The 21,162-nt window shown below is 67.6% G+C and carries 16 protein-coding genes; 6 read left to right on the top strand and 10 right to left on the bottom strand.

What is annotated here, in order from left to right; translation table 11 throughout:
- The first annotated feature begins 87 nt into the window (after nucleotides 1-87).
- On the top strand, nucleotides 88-999 hold the full coding sequence (locus HV766_RS07020) for a LysR family transcriptional regulator (RefSeq protein ID WP_054456827.1): 912 nt from the start codon (nucleotides 88-90) through the stop codon (nucleotides 997-999).
- Nucleotides 1,000-1,032: 33 nt separating this feature from the next.
- On the opposite strand, the gene HV766_RS07025 is transcribed toward HV766_RS07020, so the two are convergent.
- From HV766_RS07025 to HV766_RS07050, 6 genes are all read right to left on the bottom strand, one after another.
- Entirely contained in the window at nucleotides 1,033-2,007 is a 975-nt protein-coding gene (locus HV766_RS07025; RefSeq protein WP_175180841.1) for a Bug family tripartite tricarboxylate transporter substrate binding protein, read from the bottom strand.
- Between the two features lie 114 nt (nucleotides 2,008-2,121).
- Nucleotides 2,122-3,270, bottom strand: coding sequence for an FAD-dependent monooxygenase (locus HV766_RS07030; protein WP_175180842.1), 1,149 nt, complete (start codon nucleotides 3,268-3,270; stop codon nucleotides 2,122-2,124).
- Nucleotides 3,267-3,743: an acyl-CoA thioesterase gene (locus HV766_RS07035; RefSeq protein WP_054456830.1), complete on the bottom strand. Its 477-nt coding sequence runs from the start codon at nucleotides 3,741-3,743 to the stop codon at nucleotides 3,267-3,269. The genes HV766_RS07030 and HV766_RS07035 overlap by 4 nt, the downstream gene beginning before the upstream one ends.
- On the bottom strand, nucleotides 3,730-5,418 hold the full coding sequence (locus HV766_RS07040; protein ID WP_054456831.1) for an AMP-binding protein: 1,689 nt from the start codon (nucleotides 5,416-5,418) through the stop codon (nucleotides 3,730-3,732). Before HV766_RS07040 ends, HV766_RS07035 begins: the two co-directional genes overlap by 14 nt.
- 24 nt (nucleotides 5,419-5,442) lie before the next feature.
- Nucleotides 5,443-6,342 carry a VOC family protein gene (locus HV766_RS07045; RefSeq protein WP_125470346.1) on the bottom strand — a complete coding sequence of 300 codons (900 nt, stop codon included), beginning with the start codon at nucleotides 6,340-6,342 and terminating at the stop codon, nucleotides 5,443-5,445.
- A gap of 23 nt (nucleotides 6,343-6,365) precedes the next feature.
- The gene (locus tag HV766_RS07050) at nucleotides 6,366-7,625 is read right to left on the bottom strand and encodes an alpha/beta fold hydrolase (RefSeq protein WP_175180843.1); all 1,260 of its coding nucleotides are present in this window, start codon (nucleotides 7,623-7,625) and stop codon (nucleotides 6,366-6,368) included.
- A gap of 219 nt (nucleotides 7,626-7,844) precedes the next feature.
- Here HV766_RS07050 and HV766_RS07055 point away from each other — a divergent pair, with 219 nt between their 5' ends.
- Nucleotides 7,845-8,555: a TetR/AcrR family transcriptional regulator gene (locus HV766_RS07055; RefSeq protein WP_175180844.1), complete on the top strand. Its 711-nt coding sequence runs from the start codon at nucleotides 7,845-7,847 to the stop codon at nucleotides 8,553-8,555.
- Nucleotides 8,556-8,615: 60 nt separating this feature from the next.
- Here the strand turns inward: HV766_RS07055 and HV766_RS07060 are convergent, their stop codons facing one another.
- Nucleotides 8,616-9,344, bottom strand: coding sequence for an IclR family transcriptional regulator (locus HV766_RS07060; RefSeq protein ID WP_119451136.1), 729 nt, complete (start codon nucleotides 9,342-9,344; stop codon nucleotides 8,616-8,618).
- Nucleotides 9,345-9,543: 199 nt separating this feature from the next.
- Here HV766_RS07060 and HV766_RS07065 point away from each other — a divergent pair, with 199 nt between their 5' ends.
- The 4 genes from HV766_RS07065 (at nucleotide 9,544) to HV766_RS07080 (ending at nucleotide 13,771) form a co-directional block, all read left to right on the top strand.
- Nucleotides 9,544-10,482, top strand: a complete 939-nt coding sequence (locus HV766_RS07065; RefSeq protein ID WP_175180845.1) for a hydroxymethylglutaryl-CoA lyase — start codon at nucleotides 9,544-9,546, stop codon at nucleotides 10,480-10,482.
- Nucleotides 10,483-10,571: 89 nt separating this feature from the next.
- On the top strand, nucleotides 10,572-11,768 hold the full coding sequence (locus HV766_RS07070; RefSeq protein ID WP_175180846.1) for a CaiB/BaiF CoA transferase family protein: 1,197 nt from the start codon (nucleotides 10,572-10,574) through the stop codon (nucleotides 11,766-11,768).
- A gap of 2 nt (nucleotides 11,769-11,770) precedes the next feature.
- The gene (locus HV766_RS07075; RefSeq protein WP_054454785.1) at nucleotides 11,771-12,757 is read left to right on the top strand and encodes a Bug family tripartite tricarboxylate transporter substrate binding protein; all 987 of its coding nucleotides are present in this window, start codon (nucleotides 11,771-11,773) and stop codon (nucleotides 12,755-12,757) included.
- Nucleotides 12,758-12,790: 33 nt separating this feature from the next.
- Nucleotides 12,791-13,771 carry a Bug family tripartite tricarboxylate transporter substrate binding protein gene (locus tag HV766_RS07080; protein WP_233564587.1) on the top strand — a complete coding sequence of 327 codons (981 nt, stop codon included), beginning with the start codon at nucleotides 12,791-12,793 and terminating at the stop codon, nucleotides 13,769-13,771.
- Nucleotides 13,772-13,792: 21 nt separating this feature from the next.
- Here the strand turns inward: HV766_RS07080 and HV766_RS07085 are convergent, their stop codons facing one another.
- From HV766_RS07085 to HV766_RS07095, 3 genes are read right to left on the bottom strand one after another with little or no spacing between them, the layout of a single operon-like run.
- A complete protein-coding gene (locus tag HV766_RS07085; protein WP_175180847.1) occupies nucleotides 13,793-16,882 on the bottom strand; it encodes an efflux RND transporter permease subunit in 3,090 nt (1,029 codons plus the stop codon).
- Nucleotides 16,879-19,959 (bottom strand): multidrug efflux RND transporter permease subunit, encoded by a 3,081-nt coding sequence (locus HV766_RS07090; protein WP_175180848.1) that lies wholly within the window; start codon nucleotides 19,957-19,959, stop codon nucleotides 16,879-16,881. The genes HV766_RS07085 and HV766_RS07090 overlap by 4 nt, the downstream gene beginning before the upstream one ends.
- Entirely contained in the window at nucleotides 19,956-21,122 is a 1,167-nt protein-coding gene (locus HV766_RS07095; protein WP_119451141.1) for an efflux RND transporter periplasmic adaptor subunit, read from the bottom strand. Before HV766_RS07095 ends, HV766_RS07090 begins: the two co-directional genes overlap by 4 nt.
- Between the last annotated feature and the right edge of the window lie 40 nt (nucleotides 21,123-21,162).

Genomic DNA, 21,162 nt, shown 5'->3' on the forward strand with positions numbered 1-21,162 from the left:
CACAAAGTTATTACGCTTCGCTACATGCCACAATTAGATAATTAGCATTCTTTCATTGCCATAAAGGCATGGATAAGAGGGGCCGCCATGATTTCGCTGGGCTTGAGGTATTTCCTGGAGGTCGCGCGCTGCGGTTCCATCGCGGGCGCCGCGGCGGCACAGCACGTGGCGGCTTCTGCCGTAAGCCGGCAGATCGCCAAGCTGGAGGACGGGCTGGGTATCGCGCTGTTCGAGCGGCAGGCGCGCGGCATGGAACTGAGCGAAGCCGGCCGCCAATTGGCGGCCTACGCCAATGCCGCCGCCCTGGAAGCCGAGCGCGTCACCACCGAGATCCGCCAGCGCGGCCACCTGGGCGACGTGACCATACGCCTGGCCTGCACCGAGGGTTTCGCCCACCGCTTCCTGCCTATGTGCATGGCCGAGTTCAAGCGGGTCAGGCCCGAGGCCCGTTTCCATTTGCACGTGGAGCGCCCCGAGGAGGTCAGCCGCCAGATCCTGGAGGGCCTGTCGCAGCTGGCGCTGCGCTACACCACCGCGCAGGACGACCGGCTCAAGACCGAACTGCTGGTGCGCGCGCCGGTCTATGCGGTCATGTGCCGCAACCATCCGCTGGCCAGCCGCCGCAGCCTTGGCGTGCGCGACCTGACCAAGGTGCCGCTGTCGCTGGGCGACCATGGCACTACGGTGCGGCAGCTGTTTGACGCGGCCTGCGCCAACGCCGGGCTGCACATCGAGCCGGCCTACGTGTCCAATCATTCCGCGGCCTTCCTGCCCATGCTGCCGGGCAGCGACATCGTGGCGCTGTCGGGCTACCTGACGGTGCTGGGACAACGCGACGGCGAAGGCCTGGTCGCGGTGCCGTTCAGCAATCCGGAAATGCGGCAGCGGAGCATCCAGGTCCTGACCTTGCAGGGCCGGACCTTGCCGGCGCTGGCGCGCGAGTTCCTGGAGTTCATGGCGCAGCGGCTGACGGCCACGCCCAAGGCGCCGGAAGGGTAGCGGGGCCGCCGCGGGCGGCTCCGGGATTGCGCTTCAGTCCAGCGAGATATTGGCCTCTTTGACCACGGCCGCGAAGCGCGCCGAATCCGCGTCGCGGGCCTGGGCCAGCGCGGCGGCATCCTGCGGCCAGGCGTCGAAGCCATAGGTCTCGAAGCGCTTGCGCACCGCGGGCGTGACCACGGCCTGGGCAATGGCGGCGTTGATGTGCTTGACCACGGCATCCGGCGTGCCTTTGGGCGCGAAGGCCGCGACCCAGGTCTTCAACTCGAAGTCCTTGGGGCCGCCGGCCTCGCTGACCGTGGGCACGTCGGCGTAGGAACCGAGGCGGGACGGCGCCGCCAGCGCCAGCAGCTTGACCCGCTTGGCCTGGTACAGGTTCTGCACGGTGGCGGCCGTGCCGAAAGCCCAGTCGACCTCGCCATTGGCCACCGCCGTGTAGAGCTGGGCCAGGTCCTTGAAAGGCACGTGCGTCATGCTGGTCTGCGTGGCGGTCTGGAACATGGAGGTGCCCACATGCGCCACGCTGCCCATGCCCCAGGTGCCGTAGGTCAGCTTGCCGGGCTGGGCCTTGGCCGCGGCGATCAGGTCGGTGACGTTGTTCCAGGGGGACGAGGCCGACACCACCATGAAGAAATGCGTGGTGTAGATCGGCGCCACAGGGACGAAATCCTTGACCGGATCGAAGGGCAGATTGCGGTAGAGCTGCGGCTGCAGCGTCATGTGGGTGTTGTCCACCACGGCCAGCGAGTAGCCGTCGGGCGTGGCGCGCTTGACCTCGCCGATCGCCAGCCAGCCGTTGGCGCCGGGCTTGTTCTCCACGATAAGCGGCTGCTTCCAGGCCGCCGTGAGCTGTTCGCCCAGCATGCGGGCGACGGCGTCGGGGCCGCTGCCCACCGAATACGGCAGCACGATGCGCACCGGCCGTTCGGGGTACTTGTCGGATTGGGCCTGTGCCGAGGCGCAGGCCAGGGCGCCGGTCAGCGCCATGCACCAGAGAGTATTTTTCATGTCTCCTCCACTTTCCATGGATGGTTTTTGCGGCGCTTCCCCGCGCCGCTTATCGTCGGGGCCGCATGCGCGGATGCGCCGCGGCCGGGTACTTACAGCAAAAGGGTGCGTGGCTCAGGACACCGCTGCCGCCTCCGGGTGCAGCGCCTCGTAGGCGGCGGCGAAGCCGGGGTCGCGCTGGCGCAGGTCGTCGTGGCTGACCTGGCCCGTGCGGCGCATGTAGTCGTAGGCGAAGGACACGGGGTCCAGGTGCATCTTGTCGGCAACGTTCTCGTACCAGTCCAGGCTGCGCGCGGCGGCGGTCTGGAAATTGGCCGATGCCGGACGGCGCTGCGCCTCGAAGTGCGCGAACGCGGTCTGCGTGTCGTCGGGATGTTGCGTGAGCCCCTGGTGCAGCGCGATCGCATCCTGCATCGCCATGCGGGTGCCGGAGCCGAGCGAGAAATGCACGGTGCGCAGCGCATCGCCCAGCAGGACGATGTTGCGATGCGACCAGCGTTCGTTGCGCACGATGTTGGCCTCGAACCAGAGGGAACGGTTGCCCAGCAGTTCGTTGGCGCCCAGGTCGGCGCGGAACACCTCGGCGCAATATTGGCGGCTTGCGTCCTCGCTGGCCGTGTCCAGGCCGGCGCGCTGCCAGGTGTCCGGGTCCACTTCCACCAGGAAGGTGCTGAGGTCCTTGCTGTACTGGTAGCTGTGCGCGATGAAGATACCGTGGTCCGTTTCGCGGAAGATCAGCGATACCGGATGAAAGCGCTGGCGTGTGCCGTACCAGGCGAACTTGTTGCGGCGGCGTTCGAAGCTGGGCCGGAAGTGTTCGGCGTACTGCTTGCGCACGGCGCTGTTGCTGCCGTCCGCGGCCACGACCATGTCCACTTCCGCGGCCAGCCGCTCCACGTCGTCGATCTGCTGTTCGTGCAGGATCTGGACGCCGGCCTCCAGGCAGGCTTTTTCCAGGACTTCCAGCATGTCGATGCGGGCCGTGCGCGAGAAATGGTTGCCCTGGACCTGGACGCGGGCGCCTTGGTGGATGATCTCCATGTAGTCGCAGCGTTCGTGGTGCGCGACGAAGGCCTTGAAGAATTCGGGGTCGGCTTCGCGCAGGAAGGCCAGGCCGATGTCCGAGAACACCACGCCCCAGCCGTAGGTGGCGCCGCGCGGGTTCCGTTCGTAAACGGTGATTTCATGTTGCGGCGCATGCTTCTTGGCAAGCAGCGAAAAGTACAGGCCGGCGGGGCCCGCTCCGATGACAGCGATCTTCATTTGGCTTCACTCCTGTTTGCTTCGGCCTGCGCGCAGGCTTGCCGATATGACTGCAGCGCGCCGCGCAGCGCGGCGGGTACTTCGATGGCGCGCCGTTCGCCGCGCGCCACGCAGATCGGGGTCAGCCTGGCGTCGAACGCGGGCTGGCCCCGCACGCTGCCGGCGACGTGCAGGGTGTAGGTGCGGGTGCGGATTTCCTCGACCCTGACGCACATGTCGAATTCCTCGTCCGGCCACAGCGAGGCCTGGAAGTCGAACGACAGCGCGCGCGTCGGCGTGCCGAAGCCGTGCTCATCCTTGATGCGCTGCGGCGTGCCATTGAACAGGTGGCCGTAGAACAGTTCGGCGGCCGATAGCACGTATTCGCCGAACGTGACGGTGTAGACCACGCCCGCGGGATCGCAGTCGCCCCATTTGACGCGGCGGCGCACGATGAAAGGCGTTTCGCTCAGGACGTATTCAGTGCTGGTCATTGCCGTTCTCCCGGGCCTTGGCGGCTTCCTGGTTGAGCATTTCCGCGACGCTATGGCGCAGGGCCGCCTTGTCGAGCTTGCCGACCTTGGTGACGGGGAAGGCTTCGATCTGCTCGATGCGTTCCGGACACTTGTATTTGGCGAGCCCCTGGCCGGTGAGGAAGTCCGCCAGCTCCGTCAGGCCGGGCGCCGTGTGGCCGGGCCGGACGATGATGAAGATGCAGCCTTTTTCGCCATAGAAGGGGTCGGGCATGGCCACCAGGCGCGCTTCGGAAATGGCGGGATGCGCGCCCACCAGCGCCTCGACTTCCTCGCAGCCGATCTTCTCGCCGCCGCGGTTGATGTTGTCGCGCAGGCGGCCTTCGAAGGCGTAGCAGGTTGCGCCATCGACCACGCGCGCCGTCATCATGTCTCCGGTGCGGTAATAGCCGTCCGAGGTGTACGCGGAGGCGTTGGCCGCGGGAGCGTCGAAGAACCCGGGCAGCGTGGCGGGGCCGCGGAAGCAGAGTTCGCCCATCTGGCCTTCGGCCACTGGTTCCTCGGTGCCCGGCGCGAGCAGGCGGATGTCGTCCTCGGGACAGCCCGAGCGGCCTTGCGTATGGTGCCGTTCGTACTCGGACGCGTCGGCGGGCGAGCCCAGCAGCAATCCTTCCGTGATGCCGAACAGGTTGGAGCAGGGCACGTTCAGGTGCGCTTCAAGCCGGTCCGCGGCGCTCATGGTGATGAACAGGCGCAGGGACGACAGGTCGTAGTTCGCCAGGTCGGCGAAGGCCATGATCTGCGGCGCTATCGGCCCGATGGACATGGCGCGGGTGACGCGGTGGCGCTCGATCAGTTCCAGCATGCGTGGCACGTCGACCCGCGGCATCAGCACCGCGGAAACGCCCATGGCGATGACGGGAATCAGCACATAGACCTGGGCCGCGTTGTGCAGCAAGGGCAGGGCCCAGATGATGCGGTCGTCGTCCTGCATCTTGTAGCGCCGGGCGCATGCCAGTGAATGGCCCAGGTACTCGGCATGGAAGCGCGGGATGATCTTGGGCATGCCGGTCGTGCCGCCCGACAGCTGGAAGCTCAGCACGTCCTCGCAGCCGGGGCCTTGCTCGGCGAGGATGAGGCGGGCCTCGGCCAGCGGCATCGCATCCAGCAGCGCGTGCAGGGACACGCCATGCGGCGAGTCGCCGCGCGCCACGACCAGGTGCTCCAGCGTGTCGCTGGCGGCCAGCATGCCGGCGGCGAAGGCGGGCAGATCGAACTTGCCGAAGTCGGCCTGCACGAAATAGCCGCGGGCGCGGGTCTGGCGCGACAACTGGCCGATCTCCAGTTCGCGGTGCTGCGGCAGGGAACAGACGGGGACGATCCCCGCCTTGTAGCAGGCAAGCAGGGCCAACGCCGTTTCCAGCGTGGTGCCCATCTGGAAGATGGCGCGGTCCGCGGGCGCGAGGCCCAGCTTCAGCAGCGCGGCGGCCAGCCGGTCGGTCTGTTCGTCCAGCTCGCGAAAGCTCAGGCTGCCTTCGTCGATGATCAGCGCGGTGCGCTCGGGGCAGCGCTGGGCGGTGGCGTGCAGCGCCGCGCCGACGGTCGAAGGTTCCCAGGCGCCGCTGGCGAAGTACTGGCGCGCCCGCTCGGGGTGGTGGTAGATCACGCCCTCTATGGGGTGGCGTATATCTCGCATGATGGTCTCCTCCAGGCCCGTGTCTCAGTGCCGCGCGGCCGAGATCCGCACGCGGTCCCGGTCCAGTACGTCGATCGTGCCGCTGACGCCGCCGGTGAACAAGCCATACCAGACGGCGGGCTTGAGTCCCAGGGCCTTGCGCTGGAATTCCACCGGGCCGTCGGAGACGATGCAGTCGAAATGCTCGCCCGGCACCACGGTGCAGTTTTCGCGACCCGAGGCGTCCTCGACCAGGGATGAAAACTCTTCGACGCGCGGCACGAAGATCCGCACGGACGGTTCGACGCCGCCATCCGCCAGCTCCAGCCGGTCTTCCAGCAGCGCCGCCTTGCGCGCCCAGACGTCGTCGATGTGCTGGATGCGCCCGCCGGCTGATTCCGCATCGGCCTCGGCCTGCATGGCCGCCTGCAGCGTCAGGGCGGCGTCGATCGAGTCGACTTCGCCCAGCGGCCGCAGCTTGCGCGTGAATTCGATGAAATAGCCGTTCGGATCGCGCACGTAGATGGATTCGATCACTTCATGGCGGGTTTCGACCGAGACTTCCAGCCCGGCATCCTGCAACTTCTGCTTCCAGGCCTTGAGCTCGTCCTCGCTTTCCACCAGCCAGGCGGTATGCGTGGCGTCGAACACGTGGTCTTCCGGCAGCGGCCGCATGCGGCTGCGTCCGCGCAGCGCCTCGGGTTCGTCGGAACCCAGGTAGTAGAAGAAGGCGATGGTGCTGCCCTGGCCGCTGTCGAAGAAGAAATGCAGGAAGTCCGGGTGCGTGGCGGGACCCCAGCCGCGCGCCGAGATCACATGCACCAGCGGCAGGCCGAGGATGTCGCGATAGAAGGCGACGGTTTCGCGCAGGCGCCAGGTGGGCCGCGCCGTATGGTCCACGCCGTGCAGGCGCAGGGGGGCGGGGGTCTTGGGAGTTGCAGTCATGACTTGCTCCGTCGGCATTCGGATTACAGGAAACGTTGGCGCAGCCAGGCGGCCAGTTCGCGGCCGGCCGCGTAGCGCCCGGGTTCTTCGCCTTCAACCAGCGCGCGGCCGTGGTGATCGCCGCGGATGCGCAGGTGGGTCTTGTCCGGCGCGGGGATGGCGTCGTGGATGGCGCGCACGTCGGAAGGGAAACAGGCCTGGTCGCCCGTGTATTCGACGATCAGGGTGGGCTGACTGATGCCGCCGGCGGTGCGCGCCATGCTGGCGTGGGAAGACAGGCCGGACCAGGTCGACAGCCAGCTCTCGGGCGTGCAGAAGCGGGCGAAGCCGACGGCGCCGTAGTTCGACGCGTACGGATCCTTGCCCCAGAGCGAGCCCGGGTGGCGGTCCGAAGGATCCAGGCTGAGGTCCAGGCAACGCAGGTCGGCGTCGGTGCGCCAGACCACCAGCACCGGCGTGTGCGCGGCCTGGCGCCGGCGTTCGGCCGAGGCGTCGGCGCCGCTCTTGACGTCGGCGCGGGCCGCGAGGCGGTCGGCGATCATCTGCCGCGCCTGCGCGTCCAGGCGCGCCACGCGGTCGCGCTGCGCCTGGCGGTAGCGGGCGACGAACTCCGGCGCATAGCGCGCCTGGCCCTTGGGCCGATAACCGTTCTCGGGCGCCAGCGGATCCAGGTCCGGCGTTACCGATAGCGCGTCGTTCTCGTCGGCGATGGACGGATCGATGCAGTTCAGCAGCAGCGAGCCCTGGCCCGGGTGCGGGCCCACCAGCACCAGGCCGTGCACTTCGGGCATGTCCAGTTCATCCAGCCCGCTGGACTTGCCGCCCGGTGTGCGGGCGACGCGCTCGCCAGCGGGCAGGCCGGCCTGCTGCGCATAGAACGCGTACAGGCCGGCGCCGCCGGAATTGCCCAGCAGCACGATTTTCTTGAAGCCCTGTTCGCGCAGGAAGCGCAGGCCGGCGGCCACGTCCTGCAGCGCCTGTTCGTGTTCCAGCCTGAGATCGTTGCCGACCGAGCGCGCCCCTTGCGACCACGCCGCAAGACCGGCGCCGACGATGTCGGGGATCAGGTAGTGGCAGGCCATGAACTCGCGTGGATGCATCACGCAGACCACGGTGTCGGGACGGGGGCCGGCCGGCTGGTACAGCGATCCGGAAGTGGCGGCGCCGTCGGCGGTGCGCAGCACGACGTTGCGGGTCGAGGCGCCGGCGGGCAGGTCGCGCGGATTCCAATCGGTGTTGAGAAAGCCTGCGGTGATCTGGCTGGAGGGGGCGGCGGTAGTCACATTCGTCTCCTGTGGCGATGGTCCTGGGACCTCGGTTTGACGTATTAGACGAATATTTGACTTTAGTGTCAATTAAATTTAAAAAACTGACAGTAGCGTCAAAAATTGGGGACTCAGTCGCGGGAAAACGCCGGCCGGCGCGGCTTGGAGACGTAAACGCGCATGCCATAATTTCGGGACGGGGCCGTCCCGGACGGTCCATTCGAGGAACATCGCAACGTGAACGACGCAAGCACCAAGGGAGCGCTGAAGGGCGAAGCGCTGCGCACCGCCATACTCGACGCCGCGGCGACGCTATTCATCAAGCGCGGCAGCGGCGGCACCAGCATCCAGGACATTGCCGAATCCCTGGGACTGAGCCGCACCGCCGTCTACTACTACTTCAAGAGCAAGGACGAGATCCTGCGTTCGCTGACCGAGGACGTGCTGAGCGCGGCCAAGAAAATGGCCGGCGAGACCGCCACCCGCGAGGACCTGGATCCGGTCGAGGCGCTGCGCGCGCTGGTCACGCGGCATGCCGACCTGATCCTGTCGCGCACCGCCGAGTTCCGCGTGGCCGACCGTACCGAGGCCGACATGACGCCCAAGCAGCGCGCCGCCGTGCAGGCGTCGCGCCGCAACGTGCTGGAGAACTTCAGCCGCGTCATCGAAAACGGCATCCGCGACGGCCAGTTCCGCATGGTCGATCCGCACGTCGCCGCCTTCAGTCTCATCGGCATGTGCAACTGGTCTGCGTGGTGGTACAAGCCGGATGGCCGGCTGAGCCGCGCCGAAGTCGCGGCCATCATGGCCGACATGGCGGTGCAATCGCTGTTGCGCGACGCTGCCCGTCGGCCGCGCTCGCCGGACGTGAGCGAGTCCTTGCGGTTGGTGCGCGAGGATCTGGATTATCTGGAGAAGCTGGTGTTGCCCGGCGGGCAGCAGCCTTGATTGTCGTGGACCGCGGCGACTCAAGAACCCTTCCTCAGTGGGGCCCCGGCTCCGGGTCCGCTAACCGACTTTCCCCGTCAGGCGCCGCGCCGCCTCCTGTACCGCTGCCAGATGGGCGGCAACGTAACGATGGACGGGCGCGGTCAGCGTCACTGCCGCCGCGATTTCGCCATTGAGCAGAAAGACGGGCGCGGAAATACCCGCCACTTCCGCCAGGCGATCGCCCATGGCTGCGAAATAACCGTCGGCGCGGATGCGCGCATGCAGTTCCTGGTCCGGTCCCGGCGCCCGCCCCAGCAGGGGATCGTAGGCCGTCAGGACGCGTCCGCCGCTGCCGCGGTCCAGCGGCAGCAGATCGCCCGCGCGGATGTGGTCTCTTACCGGATGCGGCGAATCCACGCGGTAAAGGCACAGACGCGCATCGCCCTGGCGGACGTGATAGGCCGCGCTTTCGCCGGTTGCCGCGACCAGGTCGCGCAATACCGGCATGACCACCTCTTCCAATGAAAACGAGGCTGCGTAGATGCCGTGCAGACGGGCGATTTCTCCGCCCAGGGCATAGCGGCCATCGTCCAGGCGCTGGATCCATCCGGCATGCTCCAGCGACGCCAGCAGTCGCAGGACCGTGCTCTTGTACAGACGCGTGCGCTCGGCCAGTTCGCCCAGTGACAGAGCTTTGTCGCCGGCCGCATAAACCGACATCAGGCTGAGCGCGCGGTCTACCGCAGCCACGCCGCCTTGGGCGGCATCGGTATCGGCCAGTGATTCCGTGGCGGCTTTACGCGGCATGCGCGGCTCCGTGGGGTTGATTCCGGGGCGGGACCATATTCCATCCTTTAGAACGAATGACGGCATTGTAGGCGCTGCCTAATGCCCCGCTCGTGGTTTTCCTGTACGCCCCGGCGCTTGACAGCTACGGTCGGTGAATCCAATAATTCTATCTAAAGAAACATCGTTCTATTAGATAGAATTATTGGAGATTTCAAACATGGCTCAGCCCAACGACCGCAAACCCGACGTCCTGATCAGCGAGGTTGGCCCGCGCGATGGCTTGCAGTCGGTCAAGGCGACCATGCCCACCGCCGACAAGCTGCGCTGGATCGATGCGCTGGTCGCGGCTGGCGTGCGCGAAATCGAAGTGGCTTCCTTCGTGCCGGCGCGCCTGCTGCCGCAGATGGCGGATGCTGCCGAGGTGGTGCGCCATGCGGCGCGTCATCCGGCGCTTACCGTCATGGCGCTGGTGCCCAACCTGCGCGGCGCCGAGGCGGCGCTGCGGGCAGGCGTTCACAAATTGACGATGCCGGTCTCCGCCAGCCGCGAGCATTCGCTGGCCAATGTGCGCAAGACGCCCGAGGAAATGGTGGAGGAGGTCCGGGCGATCGCGCGGCTGCGCGACGAGCTGGCTCCCGCGGTGAAGCTGGAGGCCGGCATTTCAACGGCCTTCGGCTGCACCTTGCAGGGCGTGGTGCCCGAAGACGAGGTCATCCGCCTGGCGGCGCTGTGCGTGGCCGCGGGCGCCGACGAATCGGGGCTTTCGGACACCGTGGGCTATGCCAATCCCGCGCAAGTGCGGCGGCTGTTCCGTCGCCTGCGCGCAGAAATCGGGGAGCAGGCGGGCGCGGCCCACATGCACAACACGCGTGGCCTGGGCCTGGCCAACTGCCTCGCTGCCTGGGAGGAAGGCGTGCGCACTTTTGATAGTTCGCTGGGCGGCCTGGGCGGATGCCCCTATGCGCCGGGCGCGTCCGGCAACGTCGTCACCGAAGACCTGGTCTTCATGTTCGAGGCCATGGGCGTGCGCACCGGCATTGACCTGAATGGAATCCTTGCCGCACGCGCGCCGCTGGCGGCCGGCCTGCCCGGCGAGCCGTTGTATGGCATGACCCCCGACGCCGGCTTGCCCAAGGGATTCGTCCAGCGGGCCTGATCGGCCATTCCCGCAGGCCTACGACCTAGATACACGCGGCCAGGCCGGCCTTTGCCGTAATGGCCCTTACTTGCAGAAGATCCACACCCATGTCCAGCCACGCCCATCCGCGCCTTCCGTATGAAAACATCCGCGTCGTCGAATTCACCCACATGGTCATGGGTCCTACCTGCGGCATGCTGCTGGCGGACCTTGGCGCCGAAGTCATCAAGGTCGAACCGGTAGGCGGCGACAGCACGCGCCGGCTGTTGGGTTCGGGCGCGGGCTTCTTCCCCATGTTCAACCGCAACAAGAAGAGCATCGCCCTGGACCTGAAGCAGCCCGAGGGCATAGAGGCCGCGTTGCGCCTGATCGACTCGGCCGACATCGTGAGCGAGAACTTCAAGGCCGGCGTCATGCAGAAGCTGGGCCTGGACTACGCCACGCTCAAGCAACGCAATCCCCGCCTGATCTACGTGAGCCACAAGGGCTTCCTGCCCGGACCCTACGAACACCGGACGGCGCTGGATGAAGTCGTGCAGATGATGGGCGGTCTGGCCTATATGACGGGGCGTCCCGGCGATCCGCTGCGTGCGGGCGCCAGCGTCAACGACATCATGGGCGGCATGTTCGGCGCCATCGGCGCCATGGCGGCCCTGGCGCAGCGCGAGCAGACGGGAGAGGGCACGGAAGTGCAGGCCTCGCTGTTCGAGAACAACGTCTTCCTGGTGGGGCAGCACATGATGCAGTACGCCGTCACCGGACGCGCTGCCGCGCCCATGCCCGGCCGCATCTCGGCCTGGGCCATCTATGACGTGTTCACCGTCAAGGGCGGCGAACAGATCTTCCTGGCCGTGGTCAGCGACAAGCAATGGGGCACCTTCTGTCGCGCCTTCGGCTTGGCCGAGCTGCTGGCCGATCCGCGCCTGGCCAGCAACAACGACCGCGTGCAGGCGCGCGACTGGCTGATGCCGCAGCTGCGCTCGCACTTGGCGGACCGCAGCGCGGCCGAGTTGGCGGCGGTGTTCGAGCATGAAGGGTTGCCCTTCGCGCCGATCACGCGGCCTGAGCAACTGTTCGACGATCCGCATCTGGCGGCTACCGGCGGTCTCGCGCCCATCACCCTGGAGGACGGGCGCGAGTCCCTGGCGCCGCTCGCGCCCTTCACGCTGGGCGGCGCCCAGCCCGGAATACGCCTGCAGCCGCCTGCGGTGGGCGAACACACCGACGCGCTGCTGCGCGGCGTCGGCTATCGCGACGACGAAATCGCAGCCTTGAAAGCAAGGCAAATCACACAAGGAGACTAACCATGATCACGCTATCCCGCCGCGCCTTCCTGGGCGCGGCGATGTGCGCTGCGGCCTTGCCGCTGCGCGCCCAGACCGCAGCCGCCTATCCGAACGGGCGGCCTGTGCGCCTTATCGTTCCCTATACGCCGGGCGGCGGCACGGACTCAGTGGCGCGCGCCATCGCGGCCAAGGTCACTGCGCTGGCCGGCTGGTCGGTGGTGGTGGAGAACCGTCCCGGGGCGGGCGGCAACATCGGCATGGATTTCGTCGCCAAGGCCAAGCCGGACGGCTACATGCTGGGCCTGGGCCAGACCGCCAACCTGGCCATCAATCCCGCCCTGATGCCGCAGATTCCCTTCGACGCGGAAAAGGACTTCGCGGCGGTCTCCCTGATCGCATCGCTGCCGGTCGTGCTGGTGGTCAAGGCCAACGCACGTTGGCAAACCTTGGCCGACTTGATCAAGGACGCGCGGGCCGAGCCTGGCGCCATCAAGCAGGCGCTGGCGGGTTCCGGCACGGTGGGCCATCTGGCGGGCGAACTGCTCGCCTATCAGGGCAAGTTCCAAGTGCTTAACGTGCCTTATCGCGGCGCGGCGCCTGCGCTCAACGACTTGTTGGGCGGCAATACCGACTACATGTTCGCCACGCCGCAGGCCGCGCAGGAAATGCTCAAGGGCAAGGTGCTGCGGCCGTTGGCCGTCAGCTCGCGCGCGCGGCTGGAGATCCTGCCCGATGTGCCCACCGTGGCCGAGTCCGGCTACGAGGGCTTCGAGGCGCTGGACTGGAAGGCGCTGGTCGCGCCGGCCGGCACCCCGCCCGAGGTGGTCCGGGCCGTCAACGCGGTAGTGGAGAAGGTGCTGGCGGATCCGGCCACAGTTGCCATGTTCACCGCTGAGGGCAGTACGGCCATGGGCGGATCTCCGGAGGCCGCGCAGCGCTACATCCAGGAAGAACAGAAGAAGTGGGCGCGCCTGATACGCGAAGCCGGCATCCAGACCGCCGCCTGACGCGCGCCGCAGACCATACCAGGAGACAAATCCGTGAAGCATCTTTTAGGAATTGCCGCGCTTGCCTGCGCTGTCGTGGCACAGCCCGCGCTGGGCAGTACCGGGTCGCAATGGCCCGAACGTTCCATCCGCCTGGTCGTACCGTTTCCCGCAGGCGGTCCGACCGATATCGCCGCGCGCGTGGTCGGCAAGGCGCTCTCCGACCGCTTGGGCACGCCTTTCGTCATCGAGAACAAGGCCGGCGCGCATGGCTTCATCGGCGCAGGCGACGTCGCCCGCAGCAAGCCGGACGGATACACGCTGATGATGGCCAGCATCGGCACCATGGCAATCAACCCGGGGCTCTATCCCGACATTCCCTACGATGCGAACAAGGACTTCACGCCCCTGGCGCTGGTCCTTACGGTGCCCATCGCAGTCGTGATCAACCCGCAACAGATGCCGGCGCAGACCGTGGGCGAGCTCGTGGACTACCTGAAAGCCCACCCAGATCGCGTGAACTACGGCTCGGCGGGGAATGGCGGCTCTTCCCACCTGGTGCCGGAGTATTTCAAGTACAAGACCGGCACCTCCATGACCCACATTCCCTACAAGGGCTCAAGCCCGGCAGTGACCGATCTGGTGGCGGGTCAGGTCCAGGTCATGTTCGATACGCTGCTGACCAGCACGCCTTTCGTGAAGGCCGGCAAACTGCGCATGCTGGCTGTCACGACAGCGCAGCGGCTGCCGGACTATCCAGAAGTGCCAACCATGGCCGAGGCCTTGGGCGCGCCGGATTTCGAAGCCTCGTCCTGGTTTGCGATGTATGCGCCGGCAGGCACGCCGCAGGCGGTGCAGCAAAAGTTGTCCCTGGCCATCAACCAGGCCCTGGGCGACGCGGCGGTGAAGCAGCGCCTGGCTGAACTGGGCGCGATTCCGGCAGGCGGCACGCCGGGCGAACTGGCGGACTTCCAGCGGGCTGAGCAGCGCAAATGGGCGCAGGTCATCAAGGCGGCGGGAATACTCCCGGACTGACCCTGCAGGCTGGCCCCTGCTTCAGGCCTCGGGGCCAGGACGCAGCCGGCCAGCCTTCCACTTCAACCGCAGCCTCTCCAGCGCCAGATACACGATCGGCGTGGTGTACAGCGTCAGGAACTGGCTGATCATCAGCCCGCCAACGATGGCGATGCCCAGCGGGCGGCGCAGCTCGGAGCCTTCGCCCATACCCAGCACCAGGGGCAGGGCGCCCAGCAGCCCCGCCAGGTTGGTCATGACGATGGGGCGCAGCCGCAGCATGGCGGCGCGGTGGATGGCCTGTTCCGGCGTGAGCCCTTCGCGCCGTTCCAGACTGAGCGCGAAGTCGATCATCAGGATGGCGTTCTTCATGACGATGCCCACCAGCAGGAACAGTCCCAAGAGCGCGATCAGCGTGAATTCGATGCCGGCCAGGCGCAGCGCCAGCAGCGCGCCCACGCCGGCGGACGGCAGGGTCGACAGGATGGTGAGCGGATGCAGCGGGCTTTCGTACAGGATGCCCAGCACCAGGTAGATCGCTACCAGCACCGCCAGGATCAGCCAGGGCTGGTCCTGAAGGCTTTGCTGGAAGTTGCGCGCATCGCCGCCCAGGCGGGTCTGGATGTACGAGGGCACCATCAGCTCGGCCATGGTCTTGTCGATGGCGGCCAGGGCCTGTTGCAGCGATACGCCCTCGGCCAGTGAAAAGCCCACGCCCACGGCGGCGAACAGGCCGTCATGGAACACGCGGTCGTTCACCAGGCCGTAGTCATAAGTGGCGAAGGCCGTCAGCGGCACGCGCGTGCCGTCGGCGGCGACCACCTGCACCTGCTCCAGCACCTCGGGGTCCTCGGTGTAGCGCGGGTCCAGCTCCAGCACCACGCGGTACTGGTTCATGGCGTCGTACAGCGTGGCGACCTGGCGCTGGCTGAACGAGTTGCTGAGCACGCTGCTGATGGTGCCCATGTCCACGCCCAGGCGCTGCGCGGCGGCGCGGTCTATGTCGATCACGACCTGCTGGGTGGCGCCGTCGCCTTCCGCGTCGACGTCGCGCAGTTCGGGGATCTCCTGCATGGCCTTGGAGATCTTGCGCGACCATTGCCGCAGCGCCGGCACGTCGCTGGCCATGATGGCCAGTTCATGGTCGCCCGAATTACCGAACCCGCCGGGCATGCGCAGGTCCTGGTCCACGTTCAGGAAGAACATGCCGCCCGGCACTGCCGGCGCATTGGTGCGCAGCCAGTTGATGACCTCGGTCGACGATTCCTGGCGTTCGGCGGCGGGCTTCAGGCGGATCAGGAACAGGGAATTGCTGATGCCCAGGCTGCCGCCGTTGTAGCCGATGACGTCCTGCACCGCCGGATGCTTCAGCACCAGTTGGCGGTACTGGTCGATCTTGGGCTGCATGACCTGGAACGAGAAGCCGTCGTCGCCGCGCACGAAGCCCACCAACTGGCCGGTGTCCTGCACCGGCAGGAAGCCCTTTGGCGCCTGCACGTACAGGTAGACATTCAGCCCCACCACGCCGGCCAGCAGCAATAGCGTCAGGCGGGCATGGCCCAGCACTCGCCACAGGGTGTTGCCATACCAGGCATGCAGGCGTTCGAAGATCGCCTGCATGCGCGATGGACGCGCGTTCGCCGTGTGCGCGGCGGGAACGGCGGGCCTGAGCCAGCGGGCGCACAGGCTGGGGATGATGGCGACCGAGACCACCAGCGAGATGACGGTGGCGGCGACCAGGGTGATGGAGAACTCGCGGAACAGCCGCTCGACCAGGCCGCCCATGAACAGGATGGATACGAAAACCACGCTCAGCGCCACGGTCATGGCCACCAGCGTGAAGCCTACTTCGCGCACGCCGCGCAGCGCGGCCTTGCGCGGCGAGAGGCCGCGCTCGATATGGCGCGAGATGTTCTCCAGCACCACGATGGCATCGTCCACCACCAGGCCGGCCGCGACGATCAGCGCCATCAGCGACAGATTGTTCAGCGAAAAGCCCCACAGGTACATGACGGCGAAGGTGGCGATCAGGCACACCGGAATCGCCACGCTGGGAATGGCCGCGGCCCGTGCATTGCCCAGGAACGCCCACACCACCAGGATCACCAGCGCGGTGGCCAGCCCCAGCGTGATGTGCGCTTCGCGCAAGGTGGCGTTGATGCCAGGCGAGCGGTCCAGCGCCACGGTCAGGTCCACGTCGGCCGGCATCAGCGCGCGCAGGCCGGGCAGGGCCTGGTTGATGGCGCCTATGGTTTCGATGATGTTCGAACCGGGCTGGCGGCTGATTGTCAGGACCACGGCCGGGTTGCGGTTGTGAAAGCCGCTGCTGTAGCGGTTTTCGACGGAATCGCTGACGCGTGCGATCTGCGACAGCCGGATCACGGCGCCGTCCTGGTGGCGCACGATCAGGCTTTCGTAGTCCCCCGCGGCGCGGGGTTGTTCGGGCGTACCGACTTCCCAGCGCCGGCTGGCGGAATCCAACTGGCCTTGCGGCCGCATGGGCGCGGCGTCGGCGATGGCCTGGCGCACTTCATCCAGCGCCACGCCATAGTGGGCCAGGGCGTTGGAATTGACCTGTACGCGCACCGCGGGCAGGGAGCTGCCGCCCATGGTCACTTCGCCCACGCCGTTGATCTGCGAAATCTTCTGCGCCAGCACGGTCGAGCCCAGGTCGTAGAGTTCGCCCGCGGGACGGGTGGGCGAACTGAGCGCCAGTGCCATGATGGGCGCCTGGGACGGGTTGACCTTGCGATAGCTGGGATTGCCCGGCATGCCGGCGGGCAGCTCGGCGCGGGCCGCGTTGATGGCCGCCTGCACGTCGCGCGCGGCCTCGTTGATGTCGCGATCCAGGTCGAACTGCAGCTGTACGCGGGTCGCGCCCTGGTTGCTGGAGGACGTCATGGCGCTGACGCCCGCAATGCTGCCCAGCGCGCGCTCCAGCGGCGCGGCCACGGTGCTGGCCATGCTTTCTGGACTGGCGCCCGGCAGTTCGGCGCGCACCTCGATGGTGGGAAAGTCGACCTGGGGCAGGGGCGCAACCGGCAGCAGCCGCCACGCGACCGCGCCCAGCAGGGTCAGCGCGATCGCCAGGAAGATGCAGGCGGTCGGGCGGTGCAACAAGGCGCGGATCATGGCGCGGGGCCTTCAACCCCGGGTTTGGCGGCTGCGGCGCCGCGGCGCTGGCCCAGGCGGTGGAAGAACAAGTACACGGCGGGCGTGGTGAACAGGGTCAGCACCTGGCTGACCAGCAGCCCGCCCACCATGACCCAGCCCAGCGGTTGGCGCAGTTCCGCGCCCGAGCCCGTGGCCAGCATCAACGGCAGCGCGCCGAACAGCGCGGCCAGCGTCGTCATCAGAATGGGACGCAGGCGCAGCAGCGCGGCTTCGCGGATGGCGGCCTGCGGCGCCAGGCCGCGCGAGCGTTCTGCCTCCAGGGCAAAGTCCACCATCATGATGCCGTTCTTCTTCACCAGCCCGATCAGCAGGATGATGCCGATGACGGCGATCAGGTCCAGCGGACGCCCGGTAAGCAGCAGCGCCAGGAAGGCGCCCACCGCGGCCGAGGGCAGGGTGGACAGGATGGTCACCGGGTGGATGGCGCTTTCATACAGCATGCCCAGCACCAGGTACATGGTGACCACCGCGGCCAGCATCAGCCACAGCGTGTTCGACAGCGAGGCCTGGAAGGCCGCGGCAGCCCCCTGCAAGCGCAGCTCCACGCTGACCGGCATGCCGATCTCCTGCCGCGCCGATTCGATGGCTGCGATGGCCTCCCCCAGGGAGCCGCCGGCGGGCAGGTTGAAGGACAGATTGACCGCGGGGAACTGCGACAAGTGGTTCACGGCCAGCGGCGCCGCGCGTTCGCTGACGGTGGCCAGCGCCGACAGCGGGATCGCCTGGCCGTCCTCGGTCTGCAGATGGATGCGTTCCAGCGCGTCCGGGTTCAGCGCCAGCTTGCGGTCCACTTCCAGCACGACCCGGTACTGGTTGGACTGCGTGAACAGGGTGGCCACCTGGCGCTGCCCAAAGGCGTTGTAGAGGGTCTGCGCCACGTCGTCCATCGTCACGCCCAGGCGGGCGGCGGCGTCGCGAGAGACCTGCAGGTAGGCCTGGCGGCCGTCGCCTTGCAGGTCGGTGGAAACGTCGGCCAGCGCGGGCGACTGCGCCAGGCGTTCGGCCAGGGCATGGGTCCAGCGCGCCAACAGCGCGCTGTCGGGGGAGGTCAGCGTGAACTGGTACTGGCCGCGGCTCACGCGGTCCTCGATATTGAGTTCCTGCACCGGCTGCAGATAGAGCGAGATGCCCTGGACCTCGCGGGCGCGCGCATCCAGCCGCGCCATGATGTCCGCCAGCGGCGCGCTGCGGTCCGACCAGGGTTTCAGGTTGATCAGCAAGCGGCCGGTATTCAAGGTGGTGTTCATGCCGTCGATGCCGATGAAGGACGACAGGCTGGCCACGTCGGGGTCGGCCAGCAGTGTCTCGGCCACCGCCTGCTGGCGCCGCGACATGGCGTCGAACGAGGTGCTCTGGGACGATTGCGTGACCCCTTGCAGCGTGCCGCCGTCCTGGGTCGGGAAGAAGCCCTTCGGCACGGCCAGGTACAGCAGCCCGGTCAGCGCCACCGTCGCCAGCATCACGGCCAGCGTCAGCCGTTGATGGCGCAAGGTCAGGTCCAGCCAACGGGCGTAGCCGGCCTGGATGCGGTCCAGCAGCCCCGGGCGCGTCGCTTCGTGCGCGGGCAGCAGCCGCGCGCACATCATCGGCGTCAGCGTCAGCGACACCGCCAGCGATATCAGGATGGCGACCGCCAGGGTCACAGCGAACTCGCGGAACAGACGGCCCACCACGTCTTCCATGAACAGCAGCGGAATCAGCACGGCGATCAGCGACAGCGTCAGGGACACCAGCGTGAAGCCGATCTGGCCGGCGCCCTTGAGCGCGGCCGACATGGGGCTGTGGCCTTGCTCGCGGTAGCGCGCAATGTTTTCCAGCATCACGATGGCGTCGTCCACCACGAAGCCCGCGCCTATCGTCAGGGCCATCAGCGTCAGGTTGTTGGTGGAGAAGCCCGCCAGATGCATGAAGCCGAAGGTGCCGATCAGCGACAAGGGGACCGCCAGGCTGGGGATCAGCGTGGCGGGCAGGTTGCGCAGGAACAGGAACGTCACCAGCACCACCAGGCCCACGGCGAAGGCCAGTTCCCATTGCACGCCGCGCACCGATGCGCGGATGCTCTCGGTGCGGTCCGTCAGCACGCGGACCTGCGCGGCGGCGGGCAGGCTGGCCGTCAGTTGCGGCAGCAGCGCCTTGACCTGGTCGGCCACGGCGATGACGTTGGCGCCCGGCTGGCGCTGGATATTGACCAGCACGGCCGGCTGCTTGTCGACCCAGGCGGCCAGATAGCGGTCTTCCGCCCCGTCCTCGACCGTGGCAATCTGGCCCAGCCGCACCGGCGCGCCGTTGCGCCAGGCCACGATCAGTTCGCGGTATTCCTCGGCGCTTTGCAGCTGGTCGTTGGCATCCATGATGACCGAACGCACCGGCCCGTCGAAGCTGCCCTTGGGCTGGTTCGAATTGGCCTTGCTGATGGCTTCCTGCACGTCGGCCAGCTGCAGGCCGCGCGCGGCCAGCGCCATGGGATTGACCTGCACCCGCACCGCCGGCCGCTGGCCGCCCGCCAGGCTGACCATGCCCACGCCGGACAACTGCGACAGGCGCTGCGTCATGCGGGTGTCGACCAGGTCGTAGACCTGGGGCAAGGGCAGGGAATCCGACGTGACCGCCAGCGTCAGGATAGGCACGTCGGCGGGGTTGACCTTGCGGTACACGGGCGGCGTCGGCAGGTCATTGGGCAGCAGCGCGCCGCTGGCGCTGATGGCCGCCTGGACTTCCTGCTCGGCCACGCCCAGCGACACGTCCAACGCGAATTGCAGCGTGATCACAGAGATGCCGCTGCCGCTGGTGGAGGACATCTGCTTCAGGCCCGGTATCTGCCCGAAGCGCCGTTCCAGCGGCGCGGTGACGGTGCGCGCCGTCACGTTCGGACTGGCGCCGGGGTACTGCGTGGTCACCTGGATGATGGGGTAATCCACCTGCGGCAGCGCCGCCACGGGCAACATGCGCCACGCCAGGATGCCCGACAGCAGCAGGGCGATCATCAGGAAGGACGTGGCGACGGGGCGCAGGATGAAGGGGCGCGACAGGCTCATGATTTCTGCGATTCGACAATTTGCACGTCGCGGCCGTCGTGCAGGCGGTCCACGCCTTCGACCACCACGCGTTCGCCTTCGGCCAGGCCGGCCTGCACCACGATGCGGCCGGCGTTGGCCGGGCCCAGCTCCAGCACGCGGCGCGTGGCACGCGTGTCCTCGCCGATCACGAACACGAAGGCGCCCTCGGAGCCGTACTGCACCGCGGCCGTGGGAATGGAAATGACGTTGTCCTGCTGTACTACCGCCAGCCGGATGTTCACGAACTGGTTCGGAAACAGCGATTCGTCGGCGTTGGCAAAGCGCGCGCGTAGCCGGACGGTGCCGCTGGCGGCCTGGATGCGGTTGTCCAGTGCCTCCAAAGTGCCTTCGGCCAGAAGGCGGCGGTCGTCCGCGTCCCAGGCCTGGACCCGCAGCGCGGCGTCGCGCGCCTGGGCCTGGCGCAGGATGTCCAGGCGCGTTTCGGAAATGCTGAAGAGCGCCGAGATCGGCCGGGTCTGGACCAGCGTGGTCAGGCCGTCGGCGTCGGCCGCGCGCACGTGATTGCCGGCGTCGATGCGGCGCAGCCCGATGCGGCCGTCGTGGGGCGCAACGATACGGGTGTGGTCCAGCAGGCGCTGCGCGTCGGCCACCTGGGCCTGGTTGCGTAGCCGCTGGGCCGCATAGGCGCGCACCTGGGCTTCGGCGGTATCCAATTGCTGACCCGACACCGCTTCCTGGCGCGCCAGCTTGCGGTAGCGCTGCAGATCGGCCTCGGCGTTCTCGAGCAGCGCCTGGGTGCGCGCCAGTTCGCCTTCGGCCGCGGCCAGTGCCGCAAGATAGGGGCGCGCATCGATCTCCGCCAGCAACTGGCCGCGCGTCACGGCCTGGCCTTCAGTGAAATGCAGCTTCAGCAGTTCGCCATCGACCTGGCTGCGCAGGGTCACCTGCGCCAGGGGCGTGATGGTGCCAAGCGCATGCAGGTCGCGCTGCAGCGGACCGGCGCTGGCAGCCTCGACCGCGACGGCGACAGGGATCTGGCCATACTCGGGCGGACGCGCGGCGGGAGTGCCCTTGGACCCGACGTACCAGAGCGCCAGGGCAGCCAATATGACCAGCGCGGCGGCGATCAGGACCAGGCGTTTGCGTGGGAAATGAGGGCCCGTGGAAAGGGGCAGGGACATCGGGACTGCCAGGCTATGGGGTTACGGACAGTCCGGATTC

It is taken from the genome of Achromobacter aegrifaciens (assembly GCF_902859735.1).
Taxonomy (GTDB): Bacteria; Pseudomonadota; Gammaproteobacteria; order Burkholderiales; family Burkholderiaceae_B; genus Achromobacter; species Achromobacter aegrifaciens.

Bases quoted from the DNA above. Each gene is read 5' to 3' on its own strand.
- HV766_RS07075 (WP_054454785.1), top strand. From the start codon at position 11,771: ATGATCACGCTATCCCGCCGCGCCTTCCTGGGCGCGGCGATGTGCGCT.
- HV766_RS07090 (WP_175180848.1), bottom strand. From the start codon at position 19,959: ATGAGCCTGTCGCGCCCCTTCATCCTGCGCCCCGTCGCCACGTCCTTC.
- HV766_RS07020 (WP_054456827.1), top strand. From the start codon at position 88: ATGATTTCGCTGGGCTTGAGGTATTTCCTGGAGGTCGCGCGCTGCGGT.
- HV766_RS07070 (WP_175180846.1), top strand. From the start codon at position 10,572: ATGTCCAGCCACGCCCATCCGCGCCTTCCGTATGAAAACATCCGCGTC.
- HV766_RS07045 (WP_125470346.1), bottom strand. From the start codon at position 6,342: ATGACTGCAACTCCCAAGACCCCCGCCCCCCTGCGCCTGCACGGCGTG.
- HV766_RS07065 (WP_175180845.1), top strand. From the start codon at position 9,544: ATGGCTCAGCCCAACGACCGCAAACCCGACGTCCTGATCAGCGAGGTT.
- HV766_RS07035 (WP_054456830.1), bottom strand. From the start codon at position 3,743: ATGACCAGCACTGAATACGTCCTGAGCGAAACGCCTTTCATCGTGCGC.
- HV766_RS07040 (WP_054456831.1), bottom strand. From the start codon at position 5,418: ATGCGAGATATACGCCACCCCATAGAGGGCGTGATCTACCACCACCCC.
- HV766_RS07060 (WP_119451136.1), bottom strand. From the start codon at position 9,344: ATGCCGCGTAAAGCCGCCACGGAATCACTGGCCGATACCGATGCCGCC.
- HV766_RS07025 (WP_175180841.1), bottom strand. From the start codon at position 2,007: ATGAAAAATACTCTCTGGTGCATGGCGCTGACCGGCGCCCTGGCCTGC.
- HV766_RS07095 (WP_119451141.1), bottom strand. From the start codon at position 21,122: ATGTCCCTGCCCCTTTCCACGGGCCCTCATTTCCCACGCAAACGCCTG.
- HV766_RS07030 (WP_175180842.1), bottom strand. From the start codon at position 3,270: ATGAAGATCGCTGTCATCGGAGCGGGCCCCGCCGGCCTGTACTTTTCG.
- HV766_RS07085 (WP_175180847.1), bottom strand. From the start codon at position 16,882: ATGATCCGCGCCTTGTTGCACCGCCCGACCGCCTGCATCTTCCTGGCG.